Origin of the sequence: Streptomyces sp. NPDC012769, from assembly GCF_042901205.1 — a bacterium.
Classification (GTDB): Bacteria; Actinomycetota; Actinomycetes; order Streptomycetales; family Streptomycetaceae; genus Streptomyces.
The window spans coordinates 1,072,757-1,089,612 of record NZ_JBIBCP010000002.1 but is presented as its reverse complement, the minus strand read 5'-3'; the positions used below and the strand labels follow the sequence as shown (position 1 = coordinate 1,089,612).

The window sequence follows — 16,856 nt, the reverse complement described above, 5'->3', positions numbered from 1 at the left end:
AGCCCGGCAACTTCTCCGTAACTACCGGACGGAAGCGACCGGGCGGAAGCCACCGGGAGGGACCGGCTGACGGGAGGGACCGGCTAACGGGACGGACCGGCTCCCGCGGCCGGGGAGGCGGTGCCCGGCTTCTTGCCCTTGTTGGCCTCGGCGACCCACTTCTTCAGGTTCTCCGGGGAGATCTGCTCGTTCCCCTTCGTCGGGAAGATCGATTCGCCGTTGAGCAGGACGGACGGCGTGCCGCGGAAGTCGCTCTTGCGGAACGCCTCGTTCGACTTGTCGACCCAGCTGTCGTGCGTGCCGTCCTCGACGCAGCTGCGGAAGGTGGGCGTGTCCAGCCCGGGGACCTTCGCGGCCAGCTCGACGAGCTTGTCGTTCTTGGCGAACGCGTCGTCCGTCTCCTGCGGCTGGTTGATGTAGAGCACGTCGTGGTACGCGGTGAACTTCCCGGCGTCCTGGGCGCAGGCGGCGGCGTTGGCGGCGCGCAGGGAGCCGCTGCCGCCCATGTTCCGGTCGATGAGGGTGGCGAGGTGGTACTCGGTCTTGACCGCGCCGGCCGCCTCCAGCTCGTGGATGGTGTCCCGGAAGGCGTTCTCGAAGGAGGCGCAGGCCGGGCAGCGGAAGTCCTCCCAGACGGCGAGCGTGGACGGCGCGTCCGCCTTGCCGGTCTGGATGGCCGGCTTGTCGCCGCCGACGGCGCCCGCCGGGGGCACGACGGGGCCGGCCTTGTCGGAGCTGTCCTTGCCGCCGGTGTTGGCGGCGATCACGCCGACGACCGCGGCCAGGCCGAGGACGCCGACGACCGCGGCCGACACGATGAGGACGCGTCGCTGCTTCTCGCGGGCCTTCTCGCGCTCGCGCTGCTGTTGGAGGCGCTCCCGCGCGCTCCTGCTACTACCGTCACGGTTCTTCTCGCTCACGCCCACAGCAACGAACCGGGGAGGCACGTACGCGCCTCCCCGGTCCGAAATCCACCCGTATGGGTTACGGGGTGCGGCGGACGCCCTCGGCGAGTTCGGCCGCCAGTTCCCTTAGGGCGCCGAGCGCGGCGCTCTCGTCCCCGTCGGCGTCCAGGATCCGCTGGACGAAGGCGGAGCCGACGATGACGCCGTCGGCGAAGCCGGCCACCTCCTTGGCCTGGGCGGCGTTGGAGACGCCGAGGCCGACGCAGACGGGCAGCTCGCTGGTCGCCCGGGTGCGGCGGACGAGGTCGGCGGCCTGCTCGCCGACGGACTCGCGGGTGCCGGTGACGCCCATGAGCGAGGCGGCGTAGACGAAGCCGGAGCCGACCGCGGTGATCGTGGCGAGGCGCTCGTCCCTGCTGCTGGGGGCGACGACGAACACGGTGGCGAGACCGTGCTTGTCGGCGTGCTCCCGCCACAGCGCCGACTCCTGGACCGGGAGGTCGGGCAGGATGCAGCCGGCGCCGCCGGCCGCGGCGAGTTCCTCGGTGAAGCGCTCGACGCCGTAGCGGTCGATGGGGTTCCAGTAGGTCATGACGAGGACCGGCTTGCCGGTGGCCTCGTGGGCCTCCTTCACCGTGCGCATCACGTCGGCGATCTTGACGCCGCCGCGCAGGGCGATGTCGTCGGCGGTCTGGATGACCGGCCCGTCGAGGACCGGGTCGCTGTGCGGCAGGCCGACCTCGACGATGTCGGCGCCGCCGTCGAAGACCGCCTTGATGGCGGCGATGCCGCCGTCCACGGTCGGGAAGCCGGCCGGGAGGTAGGCGATGAGCGCGGCCCGGTTCTCGGCCTTCGCCTTGGCGAGGGTGTCGCCGAGCAGCTGGATGTTCCCGGTCACTTGGCGTCCCCCTCGATCTCGGCGGTGCCGGCCTGGTCGGCGGCCACCGTGGCGTCCGTGTCGTACAGCCCGAAATAGCGAGCGGCGGTGTCCATGTCCTTGTCGCCGCGCCCGGAGAGGTTGACGACGATCAGCCCGTCCTTGCCGAGCTCCTTGCCGACCTCCAGGGCCCCGGCGAGGGCGTGGGCCGACTCGATGGCCGGGATGATGCCCTCGGTGCGGGACAGCAGGCGCAGGGCCTGCATGGCGGCGTCGTCGGTGACGGCCCGGTACTCGCCGCGGCCGCTGTCCTTGAGGTAGGCGTGCTCGGGGCCGATGCCGGGGTAGTCCAGGCCGGCCGAGATCGAGTACGGCTCGGTGATCTGGCCCTCCTCGTCCTGGAGGACGTAGCTCCGGGAGCCGTGGAGGATGCCGGGTTCGCCGGCGGTGAGGGTGGCGGCGTGCTCGCCGGTCTCCACGCCGTGGCCGGCCGGTTCGCAGCCGATCAGCCGGACGGAGGCGTCCGGGATGAAGGCGTGGAAGAGGCCGATGGCGTTGGATCCGCCGCCGACGCAGGCGACGGCCGCGTCGGGGAGGCGGCCGGCGCGCTCCAGGATCTGCCGGCGGGCCTCGACGCCGATGACCCGGTGGAAGTCGCGCACCATGGCGGGGAAGGGGTGCGGTCCCGCGACGGTGCCGAAGAGGTAGTGGGTGCGGTCGACGTTGGCCACCCAGTCGCGGAAGGCCTCGTTGATGGCGTCCTTGAGGGTGCGGCTGCCGGACTTCACGGCGACGACCTCGGCGCCGAGCATGCGCATGCGGGCGACGTTGAGGGCCTGCCGCTGGGTGTCGATCTCGCCCATGTAGATGGTGCAGTCGAGCCCGAACAGGGCGCAGGCGGTGGCGGTGGCGACACCGTGCTGGCCGGCGCCGGTCTCGGCGATGACGCGGGTCTTGCCCATGCGCTTGGTGAGCAGGGCCTGACCCAGCACGTTGTTGATCTTGTGCGAGCCGGTGTGGTTGAGGTCCTCCCGCTTGAGGAAGACGCGGGCGCCGCCGGCGTGCTCGGCGAACCGGGGCACCTCGGTGAGGGCGCTGGGGCGGCCGGTGTAGTTGACCATCAGGTCGTTGAGCTCGCGGGCGAACTCGGGGTCGCTCTTGGCCTTGTCGTACTCGACGGCGACCTCGTCGACGGCGGCGACGAGGGCCTCGGGGATGAACTTGCCGCCGTAGGCACCGAAGTAGCCCTCGGGCGACGGGACCTGACCCTCCGGGTCGGGAATGAAGAACTCGCTGGTCGTCATGCGGTTGCTCCTCGCGGGGCGGGTGCCCCGGGTTACGCGTGCGGTTGTCTTCACGGCGTGCGCGCGTCGCCTGTACGTCCGTAGGTCCCCGCGCCCGTGTGGGCATTCGTCCCGCTTGGGGGTCCCCCCAGGGCGAAGCCCTAGGGGGAGGGACGGGTGGGCACACGGGACGGCGCCCTTGCGGGCGCGTTCCGCACCTGTTCCTAGCCGCACCACGACGGCCCCGCACTCGTGGTGCGGGTCAAGGCGCAGGGAGCCTAGGCCCGGCAGGGGGCGCCGTTCCGTTGTGCCCACCCGTTCCGCCTGGGGGCACCCCCGGACGAAGTCTGGGGGAGGAACGAATGCCCACAACGGAGTGGCGACGGCGGACGGGCACCGCCCCCGCGGGGCGCGGCCCACACGGGCGGGCCGGAGGCCCACGCGGGCGTGGGGCGCAGGCCCACCTCAGGGGGATACGGAGTCGTCAGGAAACGCGCGCTTGGCGCGGGCGCCATCGCATGCCGTTGACCTGACCGGGCTCGTCGCCGATCACGTACCGCACGCGACGCCCGTGCACCCGGCGCGCCGGCGCGCGGCAGCCGCGGGGGCGGCAGCCACGGGCGAGGCGGGCGGCGATGGGCATGGTGCGGTCAGCTCCGGCCGTGTCGGAGGGCCGGGTGGGCACCGGCGGCGACGAGGTCGGCGACGGCGGCCTTGGGGTCACGGCCGGTGACCAGCGACTCGCCGACCAGGACCGCGTCGGCCCCGGCGTTGGCGTAGGCGATCAGGTCGTGCGGGCCGCGGATGCCGGACTCGGCGATCTTGACGATGCCGGCCGGGATCTCGGGGGCGACGCGCTCGAAGGTGGAGCGGTCCACCTTGAGGGTCTTCAGGTTACGGGCGTTGACGCCGATGACACGGGCGCCCGCCTCGACGGCCCGCTCGACCTCTTCCTCGTCGTGGACCTCGACCAGCGGGGTCAGACCGATGGACTCGGCCCGCTCGATGAGGGAGACCAGGGCCTCCTGCTCCAGGGCGGCGACGATGAGCAGCGCGAGGTCCGCGCCGTACGCCCGCGCCTCCCAGAGCTGGTACGCGGTGACGATGAAGTCCTTGCGCAGGACCGGGATGTCGACCCGGGCCCGTACGGCCTCCAGGTCGGCGAGCGAGCCGCCGAAGCGGCGCTGCTCGGTGAGGACGGAGATGACGGCGGCGCCGCCCGCCTCGTAGTCGGCGGCGAGGCCGGCCGGGTCGGCGATGGCGGCGAGCGCGCCCTTGGACGGGCTGGAGCGCTTGACCTCGCAGATCACCTTGACGCCGTCGCCGCGCAGTGCGGCGACGCCGTCCTTGGCCTGCGGGGCCTTGGCGGCGCGCTCCTTGAGCTCGTCGAGGGAGACCCGCGCCTGCCGCTCTGCGAGGTCGGCGCGCACGCCTTCGATGATCTCGTCGAGCACACTCACGCGAGAGGCCCCCTTCCGGGACTGGTGACGGTCTTGTGACGGTGTTGTTCAGCCATGTCGATGGTATCCGCAGGTGGGCTCCCAACCCGCATCGGTTGGAGCCGCGTCCCATCTGCTGGGACTTCCCGCAGAGGTCAGGGCAGGTCAGGGGGCGAGCGCGGAGCCGAACGGAAGGTTCCGTACGAGGGTGAAAAGGGCCAGGACGGCGCCGATTCCCCACCACCAGCCCGAGGGGATCACGAAACGCATGGGCAGGCCGCGGACGGCACGAACCAGCCAGAGGACCATGACGACCGCGAAGACGCCGTAGCCGACGACGGCGAGGGCGTTGGACCCGAGGGCGGCGCCGAGGTCGCCGTGGACGAAGGCGTGGGCGCTGCGCAGCCCGCCGCAGCCGGGGCAGTAGACGCCGGTGAAGCGGAGGAGGGGGCAGACGGGGTAGTGCCCGGGCTCGTTGGGGTCGACGGTCCCGACGTACGCGAAGGCGGCGGCGACGCCGGCGAGGGAGCCGAGCGGGGCGAGCAGCCGCCGGGCGAGCGGTCGGGGGCGCGGGGGCTGCGGGGCCCCGTACGGGCCGCCGGATGCCCCCCAGGGCGCCGCGGGCGCCATCGGAGGGGCCGCGGGAGCCACAGGGGCCTCGGGCGTCACGGGCGTATCGGAGGCCCTCGGGTCGGTCACGGCTCCCGCCGTCGGGTTCGGGTCCACCCGGTGATTCTCGCCCCTGACGCGCGAAGGCGCAGCCCCGTGTCGCGGGGCTGCGCCTTCGGGGTGACGCGGGGGTGTCAGGCGCGGGCCTTCTCGAGCGCGCTGCTGGTGGCGGCCTCGCGGGCCGCGGCGACGGCGGCCGACTCCTTCGGCATGCCGAGGCCCGCGATCTTCATCGCACCGCCGACGACACCTCCGAGGACGATGACACCCATACCGGCCCAGAAGCCGGGCACGTTGGCGGCCACCATGAAGACTCCGGCGATGCAGAAGCCGATGAAGGAGATGATGACACCGGTCCAGGCGGCCGGGGTGTGTCCGTGGGCGCTGCCCGCCATGAGTTGCTCCTCGTTGATGTTGCTCGGTGGTGACGACTCATTCTTCCGCACATGGGGGCGCGGCGATGAATCGGGGTGCCCGAACGGTCACGCGTCGCGACCGGTGCGGGAGCACGCTACCCGTGCGTGGGGTCCTCGCCGCGGTCGAGGGCCTTCCACAGGTCCTCGGGGCGGTCGGGGTCGACGGCCGCGGGGCGGCGGGCGGCGCGCGGGGCGCCGGAGCGCTCGTAGCGGCCGCCCATGGCCGGCCAGGACTTGCCGAAGCGGAGTGCGAAGAGGCCGGCGGCGAGGATCAGGGCGGCGCCGGCGGCGGTGACGTACGGCCAGGCGGTGTGGCTGAGGCCGCCGACCACGGCGGCGGTGTTGCCGCTGATGCGGGCGGCCTCGGCGTTCAGGGCGGCGCTGTCGGAGGCGCCGAGGATCGCGGCGACGGCCGCTCCCGCGCCGCTCAGGGCGAGCAGGGCGGCGACCATGGTGCGGCCGGCGCGGCGGACGGCGAAGACGGCGACGAGCGCGGCGAGGCCGACGATCGCGAGCGCGGTCGGCACGCCGGTGACGGCGCCGCCGTCGGCTTCCACCGGGACGGTGCCGCCGCCGACGGACGCGGTGCCCTCGGCCCAGATCTGGCCGGCGGAGAGCAGTACGACGGTGGCTCCGAGGGCGCCGAGCAGCAGGGCCGCGGCCAGGCTGCGGCGGGCGCCGGAGGGGGCGACGCCGCCCTGTCGGGCGGCTCGGGGCTGGGGTACGGGTACGGCACTCACGTACCCCACTATCCCCTACCGGCTCACGAGCCGGTCATCCGGTGGATCCCGACGCGGTCAACCGGTGATCACCGGTGATCGGCTCGGCGGTCATCCGGCCGTGGTCATCCGGCCGCGGTCATCCGGCCGCGGTCATCCGGTTGGCCGTGTGGACGGCCCGCAGGACGGCCGCCGCCTTGTTGCGGCACTCGTTGTCCTCGGCGACCGGGCTCGAGTCGGCGACGACACCGGCGCCCGCCTGCACGTACGCGGTGCCGTCGCGCAGCAGCGCCGTGCGGATCGCGATGGCCGTGTCGGAGTCGCCGGCGAAGTCGAGGTAGCCGACGCAGCCGCCGTACAGGCCGCGACGGGAGGGTTCGAGCTCCTCGATGATCTGCATCGCGCGCGGCTTGGGCGCCCCGGAGAGGGTGCCGGCCGGGAAGCAGGCGGTGAGGACGTCGAAGGCGGTCTTGCCCTCGGCGACCTTGCCGGTCACGGTGGACACGATGTGCATGACGTGCGAATAGCGCTCGATCGACATGAAGTCGACGACCTCGACGGAGCCCGGTTCGCAGACCCGGCCCAGGTCGTTGCGGCCGAGGTCGACGAGCATCAGGTGCTCGGCGCGCTCCTTGGGGTCGGCGAGCAGCTCCTCGGCGAGGTCGTGGTCCTCCTGCGGGGTCGCGCCGCGGTGCCGGGTGCCGGCGATCGGGTGGAGCATCGCGTGCCCGTCCTCGACCTTGACCAGGGCCTCGGGCGAGGAGCCGACGACGTCGAAGCCGTTCTCGAAGCGGAAGAGGTACATGTACGGGGAGGGGTTGGTCGCCCGCAGCACCCGGTAGACGTCGAGGGCGGAGGCGGTGCAGGGGGTCTCGAACCGCTGCGAGGGCACGACCTGGAAGGCCTCGCCGGCCCGGATGCGCTCCTTGATGTCCTCGACCGCGTCCTGGTAGGCCGGGCCGCCCCACAGCGCCGAGAACTCGGGGAGCTCGGAGGCGGGCAGCGCGGCGGGGGTGCTCGCGACCGGGCGGGCCAGGTCCGCCTCCATCGCGTCGAGGCGGGCGACGGCTCCCGCGTACGCCTCGTCGACACCGGTGTCCAGGTCGTTGTGGTTGATCGCGTTGGCGATCAGCAGGACCGTGCCGTCCCAGTGGTCGAGCACGGCGAGGTCGCTGGTGAGCAGCATGGTGAGCTCGGGCAGCTTCAGGTCGTCCCGGCCGTGCTCGCCGATCTTCTCCAGGCGGCGGACGATGTCGTAGCCGAGGTAGCCGACCATGCCGCCGGTGAAGGGCGGCATGCCGGACGCCAGGTCGCGCGGGGTGTGCAGGGTCTCGACGGTGGCGCGCAGGGCGGCGAGCGGGTCGCCGTCGACGGGGACGCCGACCGGCGGGGTGCCGAGCCAGTGCGCCTCGCCGTCCCGCACCGTCAGGGTGGCGTCGCTGCGGACGCCGATGAAGGAGTAGCGGGACCAGCTGCGGCCGTTCTCCGCGGATTCGAGGAGGAAGGTGCCGGGGCGTTCGGCGGCGAGCTTGCGGTAGAGCCCGACCGGGGTGTCGCCGTCCGCGAGGAGCCTGCGGCTGACGGGGATGACGCGGCGGTCGGCCGCCAGCTTGCGGAAGGTCTCGAGATCCATGGCGCCTGACCCTACTCGGCCGCGAGGAGGACGTCGGCGTCGAAGCAGGTGCGGGCGCCGGTGTGGCAGGCGGCGCCGACCTGGTCGACCTTGACGAGCACGGTGTCGGCGTCGCAGTCGAGGGCGACCGACCTGACGTGCTGGACGTGGCCGGAGGTGTCGCCCTTGACCCAGTACTCCTGGCGGCTGCGGGACCAGTAGGTGCAGCGGCCGGTGGTGAGGGTGCGGTGGAGCGCCTCGTCGTCCATCCAGCCGAGCATGAGCACCTCGCCGGTGTCGTACTGCTGGGCGATGGCGGGGACGAGTCCGTCGGGGCTGCGCCTGAGGCGGGCGGCGATGGCCGGGTCGAGGTCGCTGGGGGTCCGGGGCGTGCTGCTCATGGCGCCATTGTGCCGTGAGCGGGGGCGATGTCCGGCGGTGCGTCCACTGGGCGGACCGGCGGAGATCGCCGTACGCTGGCGAGCATGTCGACCCATGCCAAGCGTGAACGGCTTCTGCTCGCCGATCTGTTGGAGGCGGCCGGTCCGGACGCTCCGACGCTCTGCGAGGGGTGGCGGACCCGTGACCTCGCGGCCCATGTGGTGGTGCGGGAGCGCCGCCCCGACGCGGCGGCCGGTGCCGTCGTCCCGGTGCCGGCGCTGAAGGCGCGGCTCGACCGGGTGCAGGAGGAGTTCGCCGGGAAGCCGTACGAGGAGTTGATCCAGCTCATCCGTACGGGTCCGCCGCGGCTGTCCCCGTTCACGATCAAGCAGGTGGACGAGGGGGCGAACGTCGTCGAGTTCTATGTCCACGCCGAGGACGTGCGCCGGGCCCAGTCGGACTGGTCGCCGCGCGAGCTGGACCCGGTCTTCGCCGACACCCTGTGGTCGCGTCTGGAGAAGTCCGCCCGTCTGCTCGGCCGCAAGGCGCCGGTGGGTCTGGTGCTGCGCCGCCCGAACGGCCAGACGGTGGTGGCGCACCGCGGCACCCCGGTGGTGACGGTGTCCGGGGAGCCGGGCGAGCTGACCATGTTCCTCTTCGGGCGGCAGGACGCGGCGAAGGTGGAGATCGACGGCGAGCAGGACGCGGTGGAGCGGCTGCACACGGCGAAGCAGCTGGGGATCTGACGGGTCTCAGCGGGCTTCTCCCGGGGCTTTCGTGCGCGGCCTAACCGGGCAGTTCGGCCTTGCGTACGGAGGTGACGACGAGGCCGTACACACCGGAGAGGGCGCAGACGGCCGCGCTCACCCCGTAGACCGGGCCGAGGCCCCACAGGCCGATCGCCGTGCCCGTGAGCGGGAAGCTGAGCGGGGCGAGGCCGAGGGAGCACAGGCCGGCCACGGCGGTCACGCGGCCGAGGTACGCGGGGTCGCAGGCGGTCTGGAGGAGCGCGGTGCACAGCGCTCCGGACAGTCCGGCGAGCAGGCCGATGGCCAGGGCGAGGCCGACGGCCGCGGGCAGCCGTGTGGCGTGACCGAGGGCGGCGATCGCGGCGGCGCCGAGGATCATGGTCCAGCCGCTGACCAGGCCGGCGCGCGGGACGCGGCCGCGGAGGGTCAGGACGAGTGAGGCGGCGCCCGCGCCGGTGCCGAAGCCGGCGAGGATCCAGCCGATGCCGGACGCGCCCCAGCCGCGCTGCTCGGCGAGGACTGCGAGGCCGACATTGAGCGGCCCGACGAAGCCGAGGTCGCTGAGGAGCACGATGACCATCAGGGGGCCGAGGAGTCGGTGGCGCCGCAGGTGGCGCAGTCCGGCGGCGAGGTCGCCGAGGGCGGTGCCGGTTCCGGTCCGGTGCCCGGCGGGCAGCGGGCGCAGCCGGAGCGCGCACAGCAGCGGCAGTGAGAGGGCGAAGAGCAGTCCCGCGAGCCCGAAGGCGGTGGCGGGGCCGCCGAGGGCGACCGCGAGGCCGCCCAGTGGGGCGCCGAGGACGGCGCCGAGGCGCTGGGCGAGGCCGCGCATGCCCTGGACGCGGGCGAGCTGGTCGCGCGCCGCGATGCGGGGCGGCAGGGCGCCGACGGCGGGCAGGAAGAGGGCGTCGACGGCGCCGAAGACGAGGGCGACGGCGGCGAGGGCCCACAGGCCGGGTGAGGCGACGAGGAGGGACGCGGCGAGGGCGAGGACGACGAGGCAGCGGACGGTGTCGGAGCCGATGACGACCCGGCGCGGGCCGAGGCGGTCGGCGACCACTCCGCCGCCGAGCAGGAGCAGCGCGCGGGGCACGGCCGAGACGGCCATGACGAGCCCGGCCTGGGCGGGGCTGCCGCCGCTGACGGCGGCCCAGGCGAGGGCGAGGTGGTAGACGCTGTCGCCGAGGGTGGAGACCGTGTACGCGCCGGCCCAGCGCAGCACGCCGGGGTCGCGGTGAGCGGGGCGCCCGGCGGCCGGGGCCCCGGTGGGCGGGACGGTGGCGGCCGGGGCGGCAGCCGACGCGTCGGTCGGCGGGGTGGCGGTCATGCGCGGTAGGGGAAGCCGTGGAGGTGGACGGCGACGTTCTCGCGGCCCTCGGTGTCGCCGGCGGCCTCGGCGGCGCGGGCGGCCCGGTCGTACTTCCTGACGACGGCGTCCAGCTCCTTGCCGAGGGCGGCGAGTTCGGCGGCGGTGAGGCGGGGCAGCCACTCGGAGCTCACGGCGGCGGAGCGCCACTCGTCGGTCCAGCTGAGGCGCTCGTCGAGGAAGCGGCGGTGCATCTGGGTGCGCTGCTCGTCGAGGGTGCGGCCGAAGGCGGCGTTCGCGGCGACGAGCTCGGGGGTGTCCCGGATGTCCTCCTCGTGGATGCTGAAGCCGTACGAGCTGGGCTGCCACCAGCGCTCGCGGCCGTCGGCGGACTGGGCGGGCGCCTCCTCGACGAGCCCGCCGTCGGCGAGCTTGCGCAGGTGGTAGCTGACGAGCGAGACCGCCTCGTCGACCTGGTCGGCGAGCTGGGAGGCGGTGGCGGTGCGGGCCACGAAGAGGGCGCGGTAGAGACGCATCCGCAGCGGGTGGGAGATGGCCTTGAGGGTGCCGAGATCGGTGATCCGGCGGGTCTCGTTCTTGCCGGTCTCGTTCTCGGGGGATGGCGAGCTCATGCCGCTGACCGTAGATACGAAAGAAAACTTGCGCAACAGAAATTGCACAAATAATCCTGCACATCGGGCCGAGGAGAAGGCCCCCGAAGGGGGCCCTCACCCTCAGCGGACCTCGTGGCCCGCTTCCCGCAGCGTCTGCTTGACCTCGCCGATCCGCAGATCACCGAAGTGGAAGACCGAGGCCGCGAGCACGGCGTCCGCGCCCGCCTCGATCGCCGGCGGGAAGTCGGCCAGCCTGCCCGCACCGCCGGAGGCGATCACCGGCACGGTCACGTGCTTGCGCACGGCCGCGATCATCTCGGTGTCGTAGCCGTCCTTGGTGCCGTCCGCGTCCATCGAGTTGAGCAGGATCTCCCCCGCACCCAGCTCGGCGGCCCGGTGCGCCCACTCGACGGCGTCGATGCCGGTGCCCTTGCGGCCGCCGTGCGTCGTCACCTCGAAGGAGCCCGACGCGGTGCGGCGGGCGTCCACCGACAGGACCAGCACCTGGCGGCCGAAGCGCTCGGCGATCTCCTGGATCAGCTCGGGACGGGCGATGGCGGCCGTGTTCACGCCCACCTTGTCGGCCCCGGCCCGCAGCAGCCGGTCGACGTCGTCCGCCGACCGCACGCCGCCGCCCACGGTGAGCGGGATGAAGACCTGCTCGGCGGTGCGGCGCACCACGTCATAGGTGGTCTCCCGGTTGCCGGAGGAGGCGGTGATGTCCAGGAAGGTCAGCTCGTCGGCGCCCTCGGCGTCGTACAGCTTGGCCATCTCGACCGGGTCGCCCGCGTCCCGCAGGTTCTGGAAGTTGACGCCCTTGACCACCCGGCCGTTGTCCACGTCCAGGCAGGGGATCACACGTACGGCGACGCTCATGCCGCGGCACCTCCTTCGCCCTCGGGGCGGTAGGCCTCGACCTCGACCTCCACGACCAGGCGGGGGTCGACGAAACCGGACACGATGATCATCGAAGCGGCCGGACGGACGGCGTCGAACAGCTCCTTGTGGGCGCGGCCCACCTCGTCCACATCGCGCGCGTGGGTGATGTACATACGCGTGCGGACGACGTGCTCCGCGCCCAGACCCAGCTGCTTGAGGGCGTCGAAGGCCACGTTGAACGAGTTGACGGCCTGCTCGTACGGACCGCCGTCGGCGATCTGGCCGCCGACCACGGAGGTGCAGCCGGAGACCAGGACGGTCCCGTTGGGCAGCTCGACCGCGCGGGAGTAGCCGAACTGCTCCTCCCAGGGAGCGCCCGTCACCACCCTGCGTACGGAATCGGTCATGCGGAAGCCACCGCCTCCAGGGCCTCTTCCAGGGTGAACGCCTTCGCGTACAGCGCCTTGCCGACGATCGCGCCCTCGACGCCCAGCGGGACGAGCCCGGCGATGGCCCGCAGGTCGTCCAGGGAGGACACGCCGCCGGAGGCGACGACCGGCTTGTCGGTGGCCGCGCACACGTTCCTCAGCAGCTCCAGGTTCGGGCCCTGCAGCGTGCCGTCCTTGGCGATGTCGGTGACGACGTAGCGCGCGCAGCCCTCGGAGTCGAGGCGGGCGAGCGTCTCGTAGAGGTCGCCGCCGTCGCGGGTCCAGCCGCGGCCCTTCAGCGTCGTGCCCCGCACGTCCAGGCCGACGGCGATCTTGTCGCCGTGCTCGGCGATGACCTTGGCGACCCACTCGGGGGTCTCCAGGGCGGCGGTGCCCAGGTTGACCCGGGTGCAGCCGGTGGCCAGGGCGGCGGCCAGCGAGGCGTCGTCGCGGATGCCGCCGGACAGCTCGACCTTGATGTCCATGGCGCGGGTGACCTCGCGGACCAGCTCCCGGTTGTCGCCGGTGCCGAAGGCGGCGTCCAGGTCGACCAGGTGCAGCCACTCGGCGCCCGAGCGCTGCCAGGCGAGGGCGGCGTCCAGCGGGGAGCCGTAGGACGTCTCGGTACCGGACTCGCCGTGCACGAGACGGACCGCCTGGCCGGCGCGGACGTCGACCGCGGGGAGGAGTTCGAGCACGCTACTAGACGACACAGTCACAGGGTTCCGATCCAGTTGGTGAGGAGCTGGGCGCCGGCGTCACCGGACTTCTCCGGGTGGAACTGGGTCGCCCACAGGGCGCCGTTCTCGACCGCGGCGACGAACGGCTCGCCGTGGGTGGCCCAGGTGACCTTGGGGGCGCGCATGTTCTTGTTGCCGACCTCGAGCGTCCACTCGCGCACCCCGTAGGAGTGCACGAAGTAGAACCGGGCGTCGGCGTCGAGGCCCGCGAACAGCTCGGTGTCGGCGGGCGCGTCGACCGTGTTCCAGCCCATGTGGGGCACGACCGGGGCCTTCAGCGGCTCGACCGTGCCGGGCCACTCGTCGAGGCCCTCGGTCTCCACGCCGTGCTCGATGCCCCGGGCGAAGAGGATCTGCATGCCGACGCAGATGCCCATGACGGGCCGGCCGCCGGACAGCCGGCGGCCGACGATCCAGTCGCCGCGGGCGTCCTTGAGGCCCTGCATGCAGGCGGAGAAGGCACCGACGCCGGGCACGAGGAGCCCGTCGGCGTTCATCGCCTTCTCGTAGTCGCGGGTGATCTCGACGTCGGCGCCGACCCGGGCGAGGGCGCGCTCCGCGGAGCGCACGTTGCCGAAGCCGTAGTCGAAGACGACGACCTTCTTCGGTGCGGCCGCGCTCATGACCACACGTCCAGACGCAGGACGCCGGCCGACAGGCACATCGCGGCACCGATGGAGAGCAGCACGATCAGGCCCTTGGGCATCTGCTGCTTGACGAAGGAGTAGATGCCGCCGAGCAGGAAGAGCCCGACGACGATCAGGACGGTGGAGAGACCGTTCACGGTTACAGCGCGCCCTTCGTGGACGGGAGGATGCCGGCGGCGCGCGGGTCGCGCTCGGAGGCGTAGCGCAGGGCGCGGGCGAGGGCCTTGAACTGGCACTCGACGATGTGGTGCGCGTTGCGCCCGTAGGGCACGTGGACGTGCAGGGCGATCTGCGCCTGGGCGACGAAGGACTCCAGTATGTGCCGGGTCATCGTCGTGTCGTAGGAGCCGATCATCGGCGCCATGTTCTCGGGCTCGGTGTGCACCAGGTAGGGGCGGCCGGAGAGGTCGACGGTGACCTGGGCGAGCGACTCGTCCAGCGGGACGGTGCAGTTGCCGAAGCGGTAGATGCCGACCTTGTCGCCGAGGGCCTGCTTGAAGGCGGCGCCGAGGGCGAGGGCGGTGTCCTCGATGGTGTGGTGCGAGTCGATGTGGAGGTCACCGTCGGTCTTCACGGTCAGGTCGAACAGACCGTGCCGGCCGAGCTGGTCGAGCATGTGGTCGTAGAAGCCGACCCCGGTCGACACGTCGACCTTTCCGGTGCCGTCGAGGTCGATCTCGACGACGACGGAGGTCTCCTTGGTGGTGCGCTCAACGCGGCCTACGCGGCTCATGCGTTCTGCTCCTTCTTCAGCTCACGAACCGCGTCGAGGAACGCGTCGTTCTCTTCGGGGGTTCCGGCGGTGACCCGCAGCCAGCCGGGTACGCCGTTGTCCCGGACCAGGACGCCCCGGTCGAGGATCTTCTGCCAGGCCTCGTGGGAGCCGCGGGCTCCGTCGAAGCGTCCGAACTGGACGAAGTTGGCGTCGGACTCGGTGACCTCGTAGCCGATCGCGCGCAGCTCGGCGACCAGGCGGTCGCGCTCGGCCTTGAGCTGCTCGACGTACCCGAGGAGGGTGTCGGTGTGCTCCAGGGCGGCGAGCGCGGTGGCCTGGGTGACGGCGGAGAGGTGGTACGGCAGGCGGACCAGCTGCACGGCGTCGACGACGGCCGGGTGGGCGGCCAGGTAGCCCAGGCGCAGTCCGGCGGCGCCGAAGGCCTTGGACATGGTCCGGGAGACCACCAGGTTCGGCCGGCCCTCGATGAGGGGCAGCAGCGAGTCCCGGTGGCTGAACTCCACGTACGCCTCGTCGACGACCACCAGCGAGGGCTTGGCGGCCTGGGCGGCCTCGTACAGCGCGAGGACGGTGCCGGCCTCGACCGCCGTCCCGGTGGGGTTGTTGGGGGAGGTGATGAAGACGACGTCCGGCGCGTTCTCGGCGATGGCCTGCTCGGCCGCCGCGACGTCGATGCGGAAGTCGTCCCGGCGCGGCCCCGAGATCCAGCCGGTGCCGGTGCCGCGGGCGATCAGGGCGTGCATCGAGTACGAGGGCTCGAAGCCGATCGCGGTACGGCCGGGGCCGCCGAAGGTCTGCAGCAGCTGCTGGAGCACCTCGTTGGAGCCGTTGGCGGCCCACACGTTGGCGGCCGAGATCGGGTGCTTCCCGGTGCGGGTGAGGTAGCGGGCGAGCTCGGTGCGCAGCTCGACCGCGTCCCGGTCGGGGTAGCGGTTGAGCCCGCGGGCCGCCTCGGCGACCCGCTCCGCGATCCGGGCCACGAGCGGCTCGGGCAGCGGGTAGGGGTTCTCGTTGGTGTTCAGCTGGACGGGCACGTCGAGCTGGGGCGCGCCGTAGGGCGACTTGCCCTTCAGCTCGTCACGGATCGGAAGGTCGTCGATCCCGATGGAGTGGTTCGAGGTCACTTGCTTTCAGGCACCTTCCAACCGAACCGGGCCTTGATGGCGGCGCCGTGGGCGGGGAGGTCCTCCGCCTCGGCGAGGGTCACCACGTGGTGGGCGACCTCGGCGAGCGCGTCCCGCGTGTAGTCCACGATGTGGACACCGCGCAGGAAGGACTGCACGGACAGGCCGGAGGAGTGGCAGGCGCAGCCGCCGGTGGGCAGCACGTGGTTGGAGCCCGCGCAGTAGTCGCCGAGCGAGACCGGCGACCAGGGGCCGACGAAGATCGCGCCCGCGTTGCGGACCCGGTCGGCGACGGCGGCGGCGTCGGCGGTCTGGATCTCCAGGTGCTCGGCGCCGTAGGCGTCGACGACCTTGAGGCCTTCGGCCGGGCCGTCGACGAGGACGATCGCGGACTGCCTGCCGGAGAGGGCGGGGACGATCCGGTCGTCGACGTGCTTGGAGACGGCGACCTGGGTCTTCAGCTCGGCCTCGACGGCCTCGGCGAGCTCCTCGGAGTCGGTGACGAGGACCGAGGCGGCCATCGGGTCGTGCTCGGCCTGGCTGATGAGGTCGGCGGCGATGTGCACGGGGTCGGCGGTGGAGTCGGCGAGGACGGCGATCTCCGTGGGGCCGGCCTCGGCGTCGATGCCGATGCGGCCCTTGAGGAGGCGCTTGGCGGCGGCGACGTAGATGTTGCCGGGGCCGGTGACGAGGTTGACGGGGGCGCAGCCCTCGGGGCCCTCGGTGCCGTACGCGAACATGGCGATCGCCTGGGCGCCGCCGGCGGCGTAGACCTCGTCGACGCCGAGCAGGGCGCAGGCGGCGAGGATCGTCGGGTGCGGCAGGCCGCCGAACTCCTTCTGCGGCGGGGAGGAGACGGCCAGCCCCTCGACACCGGCCTCCTGGGCCGGGACGACGTTCATCACGACGGAGGACGGGTAGACGGCGCGGCCGCCCGGCACGTAGAGGCCGACGCGCTCGACCGGGATCCACTTCTCCGTGACCGTGCCGCCGGGCACGACCTGGGTGGTGTGGGTGGTGCGTCGCTGGGCGCGGTGGACCAGGCGGGCGCGGCGGATCGACTCCTCCAGGGCCGCGCGGACGGCCGGGTCGAGCTCGTCGAGGGCGCGGGTCAGCTCCTCGGCGGGGACGCGCAGGCTCTCGACGCGGACGCCGTCGAACTTCTCCCCGTAGTCGATCACCGCGGCCGCGCCATGATGCCGTACGTCCTCGCAGATCGGCCGCACCTTCTCCAGGGCGGCTTCCACGTCGAACTCGGCACGGGGCAGCAGGTCGCGCAGGGCGGAACCCTCGGGGAGGGCCTCACCGCGCAGATCGATTCGAGAGATCACGGGT

At 72.9% G+C, this 16,856-nt stretch carries 21 protein-coding genes; 1 reads left to right on the top strand and 20 read right to left on the bottom strand.

Features of this window, described 5'->3' with window-relative positions; genetic code table 11:
* Positions 1-83 precede the first annotated feature (83 nt).
* From ACFY7C_RS14015 to hisI, 10 genes are all read right to left on the bottom strand, one after another.
* Positions 84-920 carry a thioredoxin domain-containing protein gene (locus ACFY7C_RS14015; protein ID WP_389648720.1) on the bottom strand — a complete coding sequence of 279 codons (837 nt, stop codon included), beginning with the start codon at positions 918-920 and terminating at the stop codon, positions 84-86.
* Between the two features lie 64 nt (positions 921-984).
* Positions 985-1,803 (bottom strand): tryptophan synthase subunit alpha, encoded by an 819-nt coding sequence (gene trpA / locus ACFY7C_RS14010; protein WP_389648717.1) that lies wholly within the window; start codon positions 1,801-1,803, stop codon positions 985-987.
* Complete coding sequence (trpB, locus tag ACFY7C_RS14005) at positions 1,800-3,086, bottom strand: tryptophan synthase subunit beta (RefSeq protein WP_389648714.1); 1,287 nt, start codon at positions 3,084-3,086, stop codon at positions 1,800-1,802. The genes trpA and trpB overlap by 4 nt, the downstream gene beginning before the upstream one ends.
* 463 nt (positions 3,087-3,549) lie before the next feature.
* A complete protein-coding gene (gene trpM, locus ACFY7C_RS14000; RefSeq protein ID WP_389648711.1) occupies positions 3,550-3,750 on the bottom strand; it encodes a tryptophan biosynthesis modulator TrpM in 201 nt (66 codons plus the stop codon).
* The gene (gene trpC, locus ACFY7C_RS13995; RefSeq protein ID WP_389648708.1) at positions 3,716-4,525 is read right to left on the bottom strand and encodes an indole-3-glycerol phosphate synthase TrpC; all 810 of its coding nucleotides are present in this window, start codon (positions 4,523-4,525) and stop codon (positions 3,716-3,718) included. The genes trpM and trpC overlap by 35 nt, the downstream gene beginning before the upstream one ends.
* A gap of 144 nt (positions 4,526-4,669) precedes the next feature.
* Positions 4,670-5,134: a DUF2752 domain-containing protein gene (locus ACFY7C_RS13990; RefSeq protein WP_389649524.1), complete on the bottom strand. Its 465-nt coding sequence runs from the start codon at positions 5,132-5,134 to the stop codon at positions 4,670-4,672.
* Positions 5,135-5,307: 173 nt separating this feature from the next.
* Entirely contained in the window at positions 5,308-5,568 is a 261-nt protein-coding gene (locus tag ACFY7C_RS13985) for an HGxxPAAW family protein (protein ID WP_389648706.1), read from the bottom strand.
* Between the two features lie 116 nt (positions 5,569-5,684).
* Entirely contained in the window at positions 5,685-6,338 is a 654-nt protein-coding gene (locus ACFY7C_RS13980; RefSeq protein WP_389648704.1) for a TIGR02234 family membrane protein, read from the bottom strand.
* 109 nt (positions 6,339-6,447) lie between these two features.
* Positions 6,448-7,941: an anthranilate synthase component I gene (locus tag ACFY7C_RS13975; protein ID WP_389648701.1), complete on the bottom strand. Its 1,494-nt coding sequence runs from the start codon at positions 7,939-7,941 to the stop codon at positions 6,448-6,450.
* An 11-nt stretch (positions 7,942-7,952) separates the two neighbouring features.
* A complete protein-coding gene (gene hisI / locus ACFY7C_RS13970; RefSeq protein WP_389648699.1) occupies positions 7,953-8,321 on the bottom strand; it encodes a phosphoribosyl-AMP cyclohydrolase in 369 nt (122 codons plus the stop codon).
* An 84-nt stretch (positions 8,322-8,405) separates the two neighbouring features.
* On the opposite strand from hisI, the gene ACFY7C_RS13965 reads away from it, so the two are divergent.
* On the top strand, positions 8,406-9,047 hold the full coding sequence (locus ACFY7C_RS13965; protein WP_389648696.1) for a TIGR03085 family metal-binding protein: 642 nt from the start codon (positions 8,406-8,408) through the stop codon (positions 9,045-9,047).
* Between the two features lie 40 nt (positions 9,048-9,087).
* Here the strand turns inward: ACFY7C_RS13965 and ACFY7C_RS13960 are convergent, their stop codons facing one another.
* From ACFY7C_RS13960 to hisD, 10 genes are all read right to left on the bottom strand, one after another.
* Complete coding sequence (locus ACFY7C_RS13960) at positions 9,088-10,374, bottom strand: MFS transporter (protein WP_389648694.1); 1,287 nt, start codon at positions 10,372-10,374, stop codon at positions 9,088-9,090.
* On the bottom strand, positions 10,371-10,985 hold the full coding sequence (locus tag ACFY7C_RS13955) for a helix-turn-helix domain-containing protein (protein ID WP_389648691.1): 615 nt from the start codon (positions 10,983-10,985) through the stop codon (positions 10,371-10,373). The genes ACFY7C_RS13960 and ACFY7C_RS13955 overlap by 4 nt, the downstream gene beginning before the upstream one ends.
* A 102-nt stretch (positions 10,986-11,087) precedes the next feature.
* Complete coding sequence (hisF, locus tag ACFY7C_RS13950) at positions 11,088-11,843, bottom strand: imidazole glycerol phosphate synthase subunit HisF (protein WP_389648688.1); 756 nt, start codon at positions 11,841-11,843, stop codon at positions 11,088-11,090.
* Positions 11,840-12,253 (bottom strand): RidA family protein, encoded by a 414-nt coding sequence (locus ACFY7C_RS13945; protein WP_389648685.1) that lies wholly within the window; start codon positions 12,251-12,253, stop codon positions 11,840-11,842. The genes hisF and ACFY7C_RS13945 overlap by 4 nt, the downstream gene beginning before the upstream one ends.
* On the bottom strand, positions 12,250-12,987 hold the full coding sequence (priA, locus tag ACFY7C_RS13940; protein WP_389648682.1) for a bifunctional 1-(5-phosphoribosyl)-5-((5-phosphoribosylamino)methylideneamino)imidazole-4-carboxamide isomerase/phosphoribosylanthranilate isomerase PriA: 738 nt from the start codon (positions 12,985-12,987) through the stop codon (positions 12,250-12,252). The genes ACFY7C_RS13945 and priA overlap by 4 nt, the downstream gene beginning before the upstream one ends.
* Positions 12,988-12,989: 2 nt before the next feature.
* On the bottom strand, positions 12,990-13,637 hold the full coding sequence (gene hisH / locus ACFY7C_RS13935; protein WP_389648680.1) for an imidazole glycerol phosphate synthase subunit HisH: 648 nt from the start codon (positions 13,635-13,637) through the stop codon (positions 12,990-12,992).
* Positions 13,634-13,798 carry a hypothetical protein gene (locus tag ACFY7C_RS13930; protein WP_356695166.1) on the bottom strand — a complete coding sequence of 55 codons (165 nt, stop codon included), beginning with the start codon at positions 13,796-13,798 and terminating at the stop codon, positions 13,634-13,636. Before ACFY7C_RS13930 ends, hisH begins: the two co-directional genes overlap by 4 nt.
* A gap of 2 nt (positions 13,799-13,800) precedes the next feature.
* Positions 13,801-14,394, bottom strand: a complete 594-nt coding sequence (gene hisB, locus ACFY7C_RS13925) for an imidazoleglycerol-phosphate dehydratase HisB (RefSeq protein ID WP_030492957.1) — start codon at positions 14,392-14,394, stop codon at positions 13,801-13,803.
* Positions 14,391-15,521 carry a histidinol-phosphate transaminase gene (locus ACFY7C_RS13920; RefSeq protein ID WP_389648677.1) on the bottom strand — a complete coding sequence of 377 codons (1,131 nt, stop codon included), beginning with the start codon at positions 15,519-15,521 and terminating at the stop codon, positions 14,391-14,393. Before ACFY7C_RS13920 ends, hisB begins: the two co-directional genes overlap by 4 nt.
* Entirely contained in the window at positions 15,518-16,852 is a 1,335-nt protein-coding gene (gene hisD, locus ACFY7C_RS13915; protein WP_389648675.1) for a histidinol dehydrogenase, read from the bottom strand. The genes ACFY7C_RS13920 and hisD overlap by 4 nt, the downstream gene beginning before the upstream one ends.
* Positions 16,853-16,856: the final 4 nt, after the last annotated feature.